The sequence below is a fragment of the Mycobacterium arosiense ATCC BAA-1401 = DSM 45069 genome (assembly GCF_002086125.1).
GTDB lineage: Bacteria > Actinomycetota > Actinomycetes > Mycobacteriales > Mycobacteriaceae > Mycobacterium > Mycobacterium arosiense.
In genome coordinates this window covers 101,530-114,117 of record NZ_MVHG01000005.1, presented here as the reverse complement: position 1 = coordinate 114,117, position 12,588 = coordinate 101,530, and the positions used below count along the sequence as shown (strand labels likewise).

The 12,588-nt window shown below is 64.6% G+C and carries 14 protein-coding genes; 9 read left to right on the top strand and 5 right to left on the bottom strand.

The window, feature by feature from the left end:
- Position 1: 1 nt before the first annotated feature.
- Together BST14_RS04065 and BST14_RS04060 are read right to left on the bottom strand one after the other, a co-directional pair.
- A complete protein-coding gene (locus BST14_RS04065) occupies positions 2-1,624 on the bottom strand; it encodes a PEP-utilizing enzyme (RefSeq protein WP_083063297.1) in 1,623 nt (540 codons plus the stop codon).
- A 71-nt stretch (positions 1,625-1,695) separates the two neighbouring features.
- Positions 1,696-2,205: a nuclear transport factor 2 family protein gene (locus BST14_RS04060; protein ID WP_083063296.1), complete on the bottom strand. Its 510-nt coding sequence runs from the start codon at positions 2,203-2,205 to the stop codon at positions 1,696-1,698.
- 152 nt (positions 2,206-2,357) lie between these two features.
- Here BST14_RS04060 and BST14_RS04055 point away from each other — a divergent pair, with 152 nt between their 5' ends.
- Genes BST14_RS04055 through BST14_RS04035 form a run of 5 tightly spaced genes read left to right on the top strand, consistent with a single transcriptional unit; the run spans position 2,358 to position 6,376 of the window.
- Entirely contained in the window at positions 2,358-3,383 is a 1,026-nt protein-coding gene (locus BST14_RS04055; protein WP_083063295.1) for a DUF7064 domain-containing protein, read from the top strand.
- Positions 3,384-3,397: 14 nt separating this feature from the next.
- Positions 3,398-4,192: an SDR family oxidoreductase gene (locus BST14_RS04050; RefSeq protein ID WP_083063294.1), complete on the top strand. Its 795-nt coding sequence runs from the start codon at positions 3,398-3,400 to the stop codon at positions 4,190-4,192.
- Positions 4,193-4,203: 11 nt separating this feature from the next.
- Complete coding sequence (locus BST14_RS04045; protein ID WP_083063293.1) at positions 4,204-4,761, top strand: VOC family protein; 558 nt, start codon at positions 4,204-4,206, stop codon at positions 4,759-4,761.
- The gene (locus BST14_RS04040; protein ID WP_083063292.1) at positions 4,758-5,756 is read left to right on the top strand and encodes a zinc-dependent alcohol dehydrogenase family protein; all 999 of its coding nucleotides are present in this window, start codon (positions 4,758-4,760) and stop codon (positions 5,754-5,756) included. Before BST14_RS04045 ends, BST14_RS04040 begins: the two co-directional genes overlap by 4 nt.
- Positions 5,757-5,773: 17 nt before the next feature.
- Complete coding sequence (locus BST14_RS04035; RefSeq protein ID WP_083063291.1) at positions 5,774-6,376, top strand: TetR/AcrR family transcriptional regulator; 603 nt, start codon at positions 5,774-5,776, stop codon at positions 6,374-6,376.
- An 89-nt stretch (positions 6,377-6,465) separates the two neighbouring features.
- Here BST14_RS04035 and BST14_RS04030 read toward each other — a convergent pair whose 3' ends face one another.
- Positions 6,466-7,137, bottom strand: a complete 672-nt coding sequence (locus BST14_RS04030) for a TetR/AcrR family transcriptional regulator (RefSeq protein WP_083063290.1) — start codon at positions 7,135-7,137, stop codon at positions 6,466-6,468.
- A 170-nt stretch (positions 7,138-7,307) separates the two neighbouring features.
- Between BST14_RS04030 and BST14_RS04025 the strand changes: the two genes are divergently transcribed.
- Together BST14_RS04025 and BST14_RS04020 are read left to right on the top strand one after the other, a co-directional pair.
- Positions 7,308-8,534: a cytochrome P450 gene (locus tag BST14_RS04025; RefSeq protein ID WP_245845287.1), complete on the top strand. Its 1,227-nt coding sequence runs from the start codon at positions 7,308-7,310 to the stop codon at positions 8,532-8,534.
- Positions 8,531-8,734: a ferredoxin gene (locus tag BST14_RS04020; RefSeq protein ID WP_306460712.1), complete on the top strand. Its 204-nt coding sequence runs from the start codon at positions 8,531-8,533 to the stop codon at positions 8,732-8,734. The genes BST14_RS04025 and BST14_RS04020 overlap by 4 nt, the downstream gene beginning before the upstream one ends.
- Before the next feature lie 35 nt (positions 8,735-8,769).
- Here the strand turns inward: BST14_RS04020 and BST14_RS04015 are convergent, their stop codons facing one another.
- Positions 8,770-9,282: an FAS1-like dehydratase domain-containing protein gene (locus tag BST14_RS04015; RefSeq protein ID WP_083063288.1), complete on the bottom strand. Its 513-nt coding sequence runs from the start codon at positions 9,280-9,282 to the stop codon at positions 8,770-8,772.
- Between the two features lie 339 nt (positions 9,283-9,621).
- Complete coding sequence (locus tag BST14_RS04010; RefSeq protein WP_083063287.1) at positions 9,622-10,812, bottom strand: amidohydrolase family protein; 1,191 nt, start codon at positions 10,810-10,812, stop codon at positions 9,622-9,624.
- A 93-nt stretch (positions 10,813-10,905) separates the two neighbouring features.
- Between BST14_RS04010 and BST14_RS04005 the strand changes: the two genes are divergently transcribed.
- Both BST14_RS04005 and BST14_RS04000 read left to right on the top strand, forming a co-directional pair.
- Entirely contained in the window at positions 10,906-11,214 is a 309-nt protein-coding gene (locus tag BST14_RS04005) for an acyl-CoA synthetase (RefSeq protein ID WP_083063286.1), read from the top strand.
- Between the two features lie 19 nt (positions 11,215-11,233).
- Positions 11,234-12,580: a TetR/AcrR family transcriptional regulator gene (locus BST14_RS04000; protein WP_142279250.1), complete on the top strand. Its 1,347-nt coding sequence runs from the start codon at positions 11,234-11,236 to the stop codon at positions 12,578-12,580.
- Positions 12,581-12,588: the final 8 nt, after the last annotated feature.

The window sequence follows — 12,588 nt, the reverse complement described above, 5'->3', positions numbered from 1 at the left end:
GTTAATACTCGGAGGACTGTGCCCGCTTTAAGATCTGCACAACACCGGTCGTGCCGTCGATGCGGCAGTAATCGCCGGTGCGCAACGCGCGCGAACCTTCCTTGGTGTTGACGATGCACGGGATGCCCAGCTCCCTGGCGATGATGGCGGCGTGGTTGAAAGTGCCTCCGATATCGACCACCAGCGCACTGGAGACGTACATCAACGACGCCCAGCTCGGGTCGGTCATGCGCGTGACCAGGATTTCGCCGGGCTCGACCTCGGCGTCGGGATCCGCTGCGTCCAGGATCACTCGAACGGGTCCCTCCACCACTCCTGCACTCGCGCCCACGCCGTGTAGTTCGGTGATGTCGCCGAGGGAAGCCTTGGCGACTGCGGTGGGCGTACCCTGCCAAGTCTCCGGTAGATCCATCGCACAGTATTGGCGGTGGCGTTCCTTGCGCCGCGCTACCACGTCGGTCCAGTCACCCTGCCGTGCCGCCAGCTCCTCGACGGTCAGGAAAAACACGTCCTCTGCGTCGGCCAACACACCTTGCTCAGCAAGGCAGGCCCCGATTCTGCGGCTACATGCGCGCGCCATGTCCAACGACTGCAAAAATGCCGCCTTGGCGACACCGCGCATGGGGATGGCTCGCGCCGTCATCCAGAGCACCAAATGGGCCAAAGGACGTTGTGCAATCGGAAGTGTGGCGATGAGGCGCGACTCCAGTTCCAGACGTTCGGTGCGCTTGCGTTGCTCGAGAATGGCCGGGTCGGCATCGTCGGCCATGGACGCCCAACCGGCCAAGGCGCTGCGTAAAGGTGCGGAATCCTCACGCCACACCCTGCCGGACAGCTCGCCTTCGTTCGGTCCGTGGTAACCGTGCCTTGCCACCACATCCTCGACCGTCAGACGTCCGCGCGATGCGGCCCAAAGATCATGCACCATCGCGGTTTCGGCGTGCTCGCCGTGACCACTCATCAGGTCGCTCAGATCGCCGACGCCGGTCCGCGCAATCAGTGCCGACAGTGCTTCGAAAGCCGGCTGCACCACGCAGGCGACCGCCTGCCCGTCCAGAATCACGCTGCGCCGGAACCGTTCTCGGGCCTCAGCCAGCCCTGCGACCGCCTGCGCGTAGCTCATCGTCGCCACCGAGCCGATCCGCGCCTGCCACCACCGATGTGTTTCGGCCTCGTTCTTGCGCAATATGCGCGGCAGGGTGAGAAACGACACCGTGGACCGTACCGCGATCAGCGGGTAGCGGCGGCGGCGCCGCTGGGGCCGGTGATTCGGCGGTACGATTCCGTAGATCCGCTCGGCCAGTCGTGCACCCGTGGTGCCCGGCAGGGAATCACCCATCCGGGTGAGGAAGTCCACGCGACCGGCCACCCTGCCATAGAAAATGTTTACCGTCCGGTCGGCGGGGTCGGCAGGCACACCGCGTTCGCGCAGCGGCAAGACGCCCATGGACACGAACGGTTCGCGCATACTGCATTCGGCAGGAGTGGCCCAGATCGACCAGCTCAACGGCGTCATGACGCCGGGCATCGCCTCGCCGATGTTCGACGAGCTCCAGAAGGCATCGGGCGCGCTGGTCCCGTGCACCGGGTTGTCGGCATCGGCGAAGAGGTCGAGGCTGGCCATTGAAGTCCTTTCGTGAGCCGCTTCGGTGCGGGCAAACGACGTTACGAGGTAGATGTAACCGAGTCAGTGCATCAGCGCCGTCGCGCTGTGATGTCGGCCGGTGCGCCAGCCGCTGCGAGATTGTGCACCATGTCGTCCAGGGCCGGGGTCACGGATCCGATGCAGACGCCCATCGGCCCCATGACATGGCATACACGATGGCTGATCAGCCATTTGCCGTCTATCCGTTGCAGGTGATCGGCATAGGCGCCGGTCATCACGAAGTCGGCCGGGCGCAGTGGGTCGCGGTCTTCGCTGGTCCGGGTCCAGTGCCAGGCCGTGACGTAGCACCGCGACCGCGCGGTGTCCCCGTCGATCACGGCGGTGTGGTTGCTCAGGGTATGAACGGTCGCCTCCATGGCCGCGCCGGCGCCGGTGAACATCTCACGCAAGGCCTCGCGGCCCCGGATCGCGCCAAACCCGTGCTCGTCGACTGCGTCCGCGGTGAATATCGCGTCCGGAACCTTCGAGAACTGGGCGGTGTCGACCAGATAGCAGTAGTGGACGAGTACGTCCCAGATCATCTCGGTGTCCGACTTCACGTCCTCTCCCTCGTGTGTTCGAGCTCGCCCGCCACATCGTGCGTCCGGGAGGCTCCGCCTCAATGTATCCGTACTAATTCCAATACAGATACATTGACATGTGTGACCGCCGATGGCAAGGTCGACTTCGTGCTCGGAACAAGCAATGCCGATTGGGCGGACCGATGATCACCGCCGCCGACGACGCCATGCACATCCCCGTCACCGACGACTTTTGGTGGTCAGAGACCTATTACTTCAACTTCGACGCGCCTGAAGCGGGGCTGTCCTGCATCGTGTATCCGTGGCTGCGGGCGAACCTGGGCGTGGCAACGTGCGGGGTCGCGGTGTGGGACGGCTTCGCCACGTCTCCCTTCCAGATGCGGCTCTACGACTGGCAGCAGCAGCTGCCGATGCCCGAGGGCGGCCTGCCCGACGTGAGCTTCGCCAACGGCGTGAGCATCCAGTGCATCGAGCCGCTGATGAAGTACCGCCTCCGCTACAGCTCGGCTACCTCGATCAGTCAAAAGACGTCTTTCGACGTCACCTGGGAAGGCATCGCACCGCCGCATGAGGTACTCACGCAGGATCTCCGGTTCCTCGGCAAGGGACATTACGACCAACTCGGACACGCCCGCGGCTGGCTGCAGATCGACGACGAACGCTACGTCATCGATTCCTACGTCGGCCGGGACCGATCCTGGGGCCCGCGCCACGATCTGGGCGACGGTATGGGCTATGCGACAACGACTTTGGGGGTGGCGTCGCCCGAGTTGGGGTGGCACTTGATGTGTGCGGGTTCCTCCGAAGTCGACTACAACTGCGTCGGCGGGGTGCTTTACGTCGATGGCGAGATGCGGCGTCTGCAGACGGCCACGCGCGAGGTGTTGCGGCGGCACGCCAGCGGTCGCCCCGAAGTCGTGCGCGTCAGCGGCGTGGACCAAAAAGGGCGACGCCTGCACGTCACTGGTGAGGCCGTCAACGGCGCACCGTTTCACGCGAGGCCAAACCTGTTCTCCTGGGTGACGGCCATGCGCTGGGAGGGTGGCGGCGATGACCGCGGCGTCACCTTCTATGGCCAGGATCAGGACGCCTGGTCCTTCAACCTCTACCGCGACCGGGTCCGCGAGGGACGTTTCGAGATGGGCGCGGTCGAGTCCACCACGTCGCTGCCAGCCGGCAACGCCTCGACAAAGTAACGGAGACAACAACGATGGATTTGGGAATCGCAGGCAAAGTGGCCCTCGTTTCCGGTGGCAGTCGCGGTGTCGGCCGGAAGGCGGCAGAGCTGTTCGCGGCTGACGGCTGCAAGGTCGCCGTGGTCGCGCGCGGTAAAGAAGCGCTCGACGAGGCGGTGGCCGCGATCCGCGCGAATGGCGGGGAGGCTATCGGCGTGGCGGCAGACCTGACCGTGGAGGCCGATGTCCTTCGTGCGGTCGCCGAGACCACCGAGGCATTCGGGCCGCCCGACATCGTGGTGTCGAACGTCCACGGTCCGGGTCCGGCCAGCTTCGACGACCTGACGGACGAAAACCTCGTCGACGCCTTCCGGCGCATGACGATCAGCCTGGTCTACATCGCTCGGGCATGCCTGCCCCACATGAAGGAACAGGGCTGGGGCCGACTGGTCAACGTTGGTTCGGGCGCGGCGAAGGAACCACCCGCCGGGCTGCGCCACATGCTGGCCAACTGCACACGCGCGGCGGCGGTGGCCTTGAACAAGTCAATGGCCAACGAACTCGGCAAGTTCGGTATCACGGTGAACACCGTCGCCACCGGTTGGATCGGCACCGAACGGATGCACGAATACGTGAACAAGGTTGCGGCGGAGCGCAGTATCGCACCCGAGCAGGTCCTGGGCACCGTGACCGCCGACATCCCCGCGGGTCGGGTGGGCCGGCCAGAGGAGGAAGCCAGCCTGGTGGTGTACCTGGCCTCCGATCTCGGCGGGTATATCAACGGCGAATTCATCAACGTCGACGGCGGGTCCCACCGCAGCGCCTTTTGAGGAGCCTGGAGATGTTGCAGCCCGTCGGATCGGTCATCGAGATTGCTCACGTCGTTCGCGACATCGACGAAGCGATCGCGCAGTTCGTCGAATTCTGGGGCGCCGGGCCGTTTTACACCGCGAAGATGAGTTTCCCGAGCGGTCACCTGTACCGCGGCAAAGAGACGCCGATGGCGATCGACGTCGGTTTCGGCCTGTCCGGCGGCCTGCTGATCGAGTTGATCCAGCCGCTCGACGGCGACCAGTCGGTGTTCAGCGAAGCGTTGGACACCAACGGCCCCGGCTTCCATCACATCGTGCGCCGCGAAACCTACGAAGAAGGCGCCGCCCGTTATGAAAAAGCCGGCTTCGAACGAGCGCTTGAGACCACAACGCCGTACGGCGAACGCACGATCGTCTACGACACCACCGCGCTCAACGGCGGATTCATCGAGGTGACCGATCTGAATGTGACCTTCCCGGCGCTGCTCGATGCGCTGGCGGAAGCGCACGACGGATGGAACGGCGAAGAGCCGCGACGATCGCTGCTCCCTCTGTTCAACTACGGCAAAGAGGGCGGTGAAACGTGAAGGCACAAGCAGTGACCTTCCGCGAGCACGGCGGTCCCGACGTGCTGAAGGTCGAAGCAGTCGACGTGCCCGATCCTGGTGAAGGCGAGGTCACCGTCGCGGTGGAGGCCTTCGCATTGAATCGCGCCGACACCTTTTTCCGAGAAGGCTGGCATCCGATCAAGCCGGAATTCCCGTCCCGTTTCGGCTATGAGGCGTCGGGTCGAGTAATCGCTGTCGGCGACGGCGTGTCCGACTATTCCGTCGGCGACAGGGTGTCGACTCTTCCGGTGATGGAGATGCAGCGATACGGCGCTTACGGCGAGGCCATGACGCTCCCGGCCCGGCTGCTGGTGCCGACCCCGGACAACCTCGGCTCCGCCGAGGCGGCGGCGGTATGGGCGAGTTACATGACGGCCTACGGTGCGCTGGCCGACCTGGTAACGGTCAAACCCGGAGACTGGGTGCTGTGTACGGCAGCGTCGTCGAGCGTTGCCAACGCCGCCAGCCAGATCAGTCTCGCTCTCGGCGCCAAACCCATTGGCGTGACTCGGAGCAAGGCCAAAGCGGACGCAGTGCGCGAGGCGGGCGCATGCGAGGTCATCGTCAGCGACGACGAAGACCTTGTCGCCCGAGTCATGGAAATCACCGACGGTCACGGCGCCGATTTTGTCTTCGACCCGATCGCCGGGGCGACCTTCGGCCAGCTTGCGGAGGCCGTGGCGCCCCACGGCACCGTCATCCTCTACGGCGCTACCTCGCCGGAACCGACCGAGCTACCCGTCATCACCGCGGTGGCCAAGAATTTGACGTTCCGGTGCTACGCCATGCTGCTCGAAGAGCAACCGGATCGCGATGAACGGGCGAAGAAGTTCATTCGCGATGGCATCAGTGCGGGTCGGCTGCGCCCGCGGGTCGGGCACGAATTGCCATTCAGCCAAGTGCTTGACGCCGTCAAGTTGCTCGACTCCATGAACCACAACGGCAAGATAGTCGTGCGTACCAGCACCGGCTGATAACCCCGGCGAGGACCATGGCGAACCCCAATATCGACGAAAGTGACCTGACCGCTAAGGCACGGGTGCGTGCCGCCTTGTTGGATCTGGTCGGTGAGCGGGGACTAGACGCTACGACCATCCGCCAGGTCGCCGCGCACGCCGGCGTCTCGGTCGGTGTGGTCCAGCATCACTACAAGACCAAGGCCGACCTGGCCGACGACGTGCGCGCATGGGTGTTAGCGCGCCTGGTGGAGGCCGCCGGCGGCGGACGCGTTCGGCAGGATGGGGCCAGACCCGAGCTCGCGGGCTTTGACGACCTGATGACGGGCAACCCCAAACTCGCCGCGTACATCCGGCGCATCCTCATCGAAGCGACACCGAACGCAAGGCGGTGGTTCACCGAAGCCGTGGATCAAACCGTCGATCACCTTCGCGAACAGCAACCGGAGGGGCTGCCTGACGATCCGCAGGCGCTGCGAACCGTCGCAGCGATGCTACTGGTCCTCACCTTCGGCCCGGTGCTCCTCGGTTCGGCGCTGACCGATCTGCTCGACTGTTCTGCGGAGGTCGCCCAGTACCGCTGGCGTCAGGTCGAGGACTGTATGCCGCTCACGGCCGCACTGCCCAGGCCGCTCTGACCGTCATGGCAGCTTCGGCGCACGACTCGCCGGCCGGCACGTCGAACTGGTCGATCGGCCCAGGGGGGCCAAGCATCGGCAACGACCAGCTAGCGCAATCGGGTAGTGCGATTCGGGCGGCGAGCCTGTGGTGCGATCGCGCCCGGAAGGAACGCGCGCAGCAGGCCCTCGTCGCCGCCGACGTCGTCGCCACCCGGATCCTCGATGAGGCTGAACGCGATCCGAACTACCCAGCGAGCCATTTGATACGGCGAGATGTCGGCGCGCACCTCACCGGGTGCGGCGCTGGCGAAGCGGGCGGCCAAACCGTCGACGATTCCAGTGCGCCATGCCCCGGATCTCTCCGCCGCACGATGTGTTCGGGCCAAATCATGGGGCGCTGTCATCGACAGCATGGTCGGGTTGCTACGTGCCGCGCGAAGCCCGGCCAGCACTGCGTTGATCAGCCGGTCGATGAACGGACGGTCCTCGGCGAAGTAAGGATCAGCGGCCTCGACGACCAAGTTAGTCGCCTTGACGAAGCATGCCGCGAGGATGGCGTCCATGTTCGGGAAGTAGGAATAGACGGTGGTGCGGTGGACGCCCGCCTTCGCGGCCACATGCGTCAGCTTGGTTCGACTCGGTCCACGCTCGGCGAAACACGCTTCGGCGGCTTCGATGAGCCGGTCTCGCGCTTCGTCTTCCGTGAGCGGGAGGTCAGCTCCCCACGCCGGGGCCCGATGCCTGCGGCGTGTCCCGTCCGCCGACTCGAGCGTGTTCATCTCGCTTCCAACGCTTTCGCTGTTTTGTTGACCGTAGGCTACATCACTTAGTAATGTGCGGTTTGAACTACACAAAGTCAATAACTGTAGTTGCTGCCGAACTGCGGGCCGGGTTCGCTTGTTGCGCCAACCACAGCGAGGCCGCAGTACTCACCGGGGAGGATTCACTAGTGTCGACGCCAACGGAGACTTCGGTTGCCGAGAATTTCGACCACCACTCGCCGGAATTTCGGGAATCGGCGCACGAGATGCTCGCCGCGATGCGATCGCGCTGTCCCGTGGCGCATTCGGGGCAACACGGTGGATTCTGGGCATTGCTGGACTACGGGTCGGTGTTTGACGCCGCGCGTGACGATGATCTCTTCAACTCGTATCCGTCGGTGGGCGTGCCGGCGAGCGGGGCGCCCTTTCCGATCCTCCCGATCGAGTCGGATCCGCCGCAGACGCAAAAGCTGCGTCAGGTCACGATCAAGGCGTTCTCGCCGGCCCAGGTCGAGGCGTTGCGCCCGCGCGCTCGCCGGATGGCCCGGCAGATGGTCAACGTGTTCATCGAGCGCGGACACTGCGACATCGTCGGCGAACTGACGACGCCCATGCCGGCCAAGTTGATTCTGGTGATGCTGGGCTTCGACGAATCCAAGTATTTGCAGTGGGTGCACTGGGTGCATTCGATGGTGCACGACCGCACACACGACGAGGAGAAGGCCGGCGCTGCGGTGATGGAGATGTTCGGTGAAATCTACAAGAACATGACCGAGCGTCGGGAGAGCGGCGACCTCGGCGACGACATCTTCGGCCGGATCCTGGGCGGACAGGTCGATGGCGTGCCGCTCGATGACACACAGATTCTGATGTACACAGTGCTGATGATGTTGGGCGGTATGGACACCACCAGCGGGCTGACGGGCAACGTGCTGTTCGAACTCGCCGAACGTCCGGAACTGAGACAGCAACTGATCGACCACCCAGACCTGATCAAGACCGCGACGGACGAGTTCTTGCGGCACTGCACTCCCACCTTGGGTTTGGCGCGCACGGTGTCGCGCGACGCCGAGTTCCACGGCAGCCAACTGCGGGCGGGGGACCGTGCAATCCTCATGTGGGGCGCCGCCAACCGTGACCCGGCCGTCTTCGAAGACCCCGACGCGATCCGACTGGATCGCGAAAATAGCCAGAAGCACATGGCTTTCGGTGTCGGGATACATCGCTGCCTCGGGTCTCACCTGGCGCGTGTCATGTTCCAGGAGATGCTCGGCGAAGTCGTCGAACGCCTGCCGGATTACCGCCTCGACGGCACACCTAAGCGTTTCGAAGATGCCGGTGAGGTCTGGGCCGTGCGCGAGTTGCCGATCGCGTTCACTCCCGGCCCTCGGGTTGAGGTGGTTGGCGAGCAGTGACCATCCGCATCGAATTCGACGCCGAACATTGCGTTGGTCACGCGTTGTGTGCGGCCGCAGGACCCGACGTCTACCACCTCGACGATGCCGGCTATTGCATCCCGCCCAGCCGGGAGGTGGTGGCCCCCGAGCTCGTCGATCAGGCGTACCGAGGAGCCGAGGCCTGCCCGGAGCGGGCCATCACCGTCGTCGACGACTGATCCGAAATCCGGCGGGTCGGCGCCCGGCCCCGGCGTCAGAACTTGCCGTCCGCGACTTCGGGCGCTCTGCCCCGAACCAACCGGGTGGGCGTGTATTCGAGGACTTCCTCGTCGTGCTGGTTGCGGACACTGACGGTACTTGCCACCATGCCGCGGTCCGGCGTCTTCGTCGCGCGGGATTCGGTGATGGTGACTACAGCGTGCAGCGTGTCGCCGACGTACACGGGCCGCCGCGCCGTCAAGGTCATACTCAGGAAAGCGATCCCGGTTCCAGCGAACGCCAGGGTCTGTATCACCAATCCCTCGGCAACGGCATAGGTCAGGGCAGCCGGCACGAGTCGACCGCCGTTGCGCGCCAAGACATCTGACGCGTCCATGAACAGTGGTTCGGTGAACCCGGCCCAGGTGACGAATTGGACGAAGTCGCTTTCGGTGATCGTGCGGCCGCCGGTGCGAAAGGCCATACCCACTGGAAGCTCATCCCAGGTGCGTCCGCGGTGCAGGTGGGGTGCCTGGCCGGCCGGCGAAGCGGGAATGGGATCGTTCATCGTTTCTTCTCTTGTTCAGTGGTCTCGCGGCGGACGCGCTGTCGCTCCGCGCTACCTGCCGCGATAGGCGCGTCGAGAACGCCGTGAAGCCCCGTGTTGACGAGATGCTCAGTCTCACTGATCGTTTGGGAAACATCGACTCTAGGGCGGCCGCCATCGCAAACCGCCGCCACCGCCCATTCGACCGACAGGCTCAGCAGCCCGGCGCCTTCCAGTGTCTTGAAAACCCGTTCGGGGACGCGGCATCACGAAAGGGGTTCGGCGGCTTCGCGGTGGGCGGGAAGGGTCGTCGCCGACCGAGAGCGAGCGGATCCCGCGGGCGGGCGCGCAAACCTGAACTCACAGTGCCGCTTCGCCCGCCGACACGCGAGGAAAGTTCAGCATGCGTCGCGCGTTTTCCTCGACGATCAGCGCGCATTCGTCGTCGGGCACCTCGGCGAGAACCTCGGCCGCGCGCTTGCGCGAATTCGGCCAGTTCGAATCCGAATGGGGGAAGTCGATCTCTAATGTGATGCGGTCGATACCGATCTGGTAGCGGTTGGTCAGCCCGTGCTCATCGTCAATGAAGCAGCCCCAAAAGTGTTTTCGGAACAAGTCCGACGGCCGGGTGTCGAAGTCGATCGCCTGGTAGTAGCGGTGGCGCTCCCACACGTAGTCGCAGCGTTCGAGGATGTAGGGCACCCAGCCGATCCCGCCTTCAGCCAACGAGAACTGCAGGTCGGGAAACTTCTGCAGCTTGCCGGAGAACAATAGGTCGACCGTCGTCCACATCAGGTTCGTGGAGAACAGCGCCGTCGCGACCGCGAACGGAGCGTCAGGGACCACGAGTTGTCCGGGGATCGGCTTGATCGCCGAGAACGAGAAGCCGGGTACGAATGATCCCGAACCGAAGTGCAGCGACACGGGCATACGCGTCTCGCTGCACACCTGCCACAACCGATCCCAATGGTTCGAGTGAAAGGACGGCAGTCCTAGTGGCACCGGGCTGTCCGGGAAGGAGACCGTACGGGCGCCCTTGGCCGCGACACGTTCCGCTTCGGCAACGCAGGCATCGATGTCCCACGTGGGGAGGATGGCCAGCGGCACGTACCTGTCCGGTGCCGTCGCGCACCATTCGTCGATATAAAAATCGTTCCACGCCTTGACGCACAGCAGCGCCAATTCTTTGTCCTGGCCTCGTTGGAAGGTGCCGCCGGCGAAACCGGGAAACGACGGGAAGCACAGAGCCGCCTGCACGCCGTCGAGATCCATGTCGGCGATGCGGGCCTCCGGGTCGTAACAGCCGGGAATCATGTCCTCGTAACGGACTGGATCAAGGCCCCACTGCTCGGGCGGCTTGCCCGCGACGGCATTCAAACCGATGGTCGGAAAGATCTGCCCTTCATAGCTCCACAGATGCATGCCGTCCTGTTCGACTATCCGCGGACCGGCATCACGGAACTTCTCGGGCAATCGGTCCTGCCACACCCGCGGATGCTCGACCAGATGATCGTCTACGGAAACGATTTGGTGCTCATCACGTAGCGGCACGGGTTGCCCTTTCTGACGACCTGTCTTGATTTCTGACGCTTTGTCTCACAATATATGACCGCGGCCACATTCGTAAAGCGAAGGGAGACATCGATGGCAGAACCCGCACCGTCACATTCGGCGCGCGGGAAGCTCGACGAGGACGACCACGATCTACTGACGTTCGGCGAGGCGGGTGAGCGCCTGCGTATCGAGATCGCCGCCGCCGAACGCCGGGTTGCCGAACTGACTGAGCACGGACTGGCTGGCGACCTGGACAACGCCCGGCGCCGGCTCGATGCGCTCCGCGCCGCGGCTCAACGCAATTCCGCCCACCCGATCAACGACGCCAACTTCGAACGGTTCTTCGGATATCACGGCAAGGCCAAGCGCAACCTGCCGGTCTCGGAATCCGGAGGCTAACGGCGCATTCGATGTTGCGATGGGTCATCATGTGAGCGTCATGGTCGAGCCGGATAAGGTCCGTCGCGCGGGTTACGCGCCCACGAACGTCGGGTTGGGACGCCGTGGCCTGCACACCCGACAGGCCATCCTGGGAGCCGCCGCCCGCCTTTTTTTGGACCGCGGGTTTCATGGCACGTCCATCGACGCAATCGCTAAGGCGGCGGGTGGCTCGCGGGCCACGATCTACCAGTACTTCGAAGACAGGGACGACATCTACCGGGAGCTCGCCGCGCAATGCGTTCCGGCGATGCTCGACCATGCGGCCCGCCTCGGGCCGCTGGGACCCGACGTGGAGGGAATGCGGAACCTGTTCGGTTGGCTCGACCAATGGAGCGATCTCTACGACGAGCACGCGGTGGTACTGCTGGGATTGCCCGGCTCACGACCCGCAAACGGCATGTCGGGGGATCCTGATCCGGTTTCAGATCAGTACGTGTCGGTAGTGGCCGACCGCACGCGCGCGGCGCCCTTGGAAGCCATCACGGCCGAGGATGCCGCCGCCGCGGCAATTCGGATCGCCCACATGGTCAATCTGTACCGCTATCGCGGCATGTGGGAGTTACCGGACGCGCGCACCGTGACGGCGTCCTTGGCGGTGGCATTGCAATTGCTGTTGTTTCCCGACACGCCCCGCGCGGTGCTCGATGCCGTGGCGTCGCAGGCTGATTCGACGCCGATCACGACGCCCGAGACGACGACGGCGGCGCGGTCCGCCCGCGCAGTCATCGCCCAAGCGGGGCCGCTGTCGCCCACCCGTTCGGACATTGTGGCAGCGGCCTCGGCGCTGTTCGCGGAGCGCGGGTATTACGCGGTCGCGATGGATGACATCGCTTCGGCCGCCGATGTTAGTCGGGCCACCTTGTACCGACATTTTCGGACCAAGGTCGCAATTTTGTCGGAGCTCACGGAACGGGCAGTCGTGGCGGGTGCCGGTCTCGCCGCTGATCTGCTCGATCTCGCGGACCACGGATTTACTCGAGATTCATTGCACGCCTGGCTCGCCCGATACGCAGGCTTTCACCGTGCGTACGTCAGCGTCATCCAAACCTGGTACGACGGCGGCCTGAACAGGCAGTTGACCGACGCGGTAAGTGCGGGTCTCGGGCCGTTCCAAGAGGCCGCGACTGCGCTGCTGGCCCGTGCGGGGTTGCCCGAGGGTATAGACCTTCGCGTGGGAGCGGCGATATTTCTTGCCGTGCTTGGCCGGCTGACCGAAATGACCATGGCCCGGCGGCCTGCCGGCACCGACGACGACAGCGCGGATCTGATGTTGATGGTGCTGAGCCGTGCGCTCAGCTTGTCGTCCTCCATCGACATGAGCTGATCGCACCG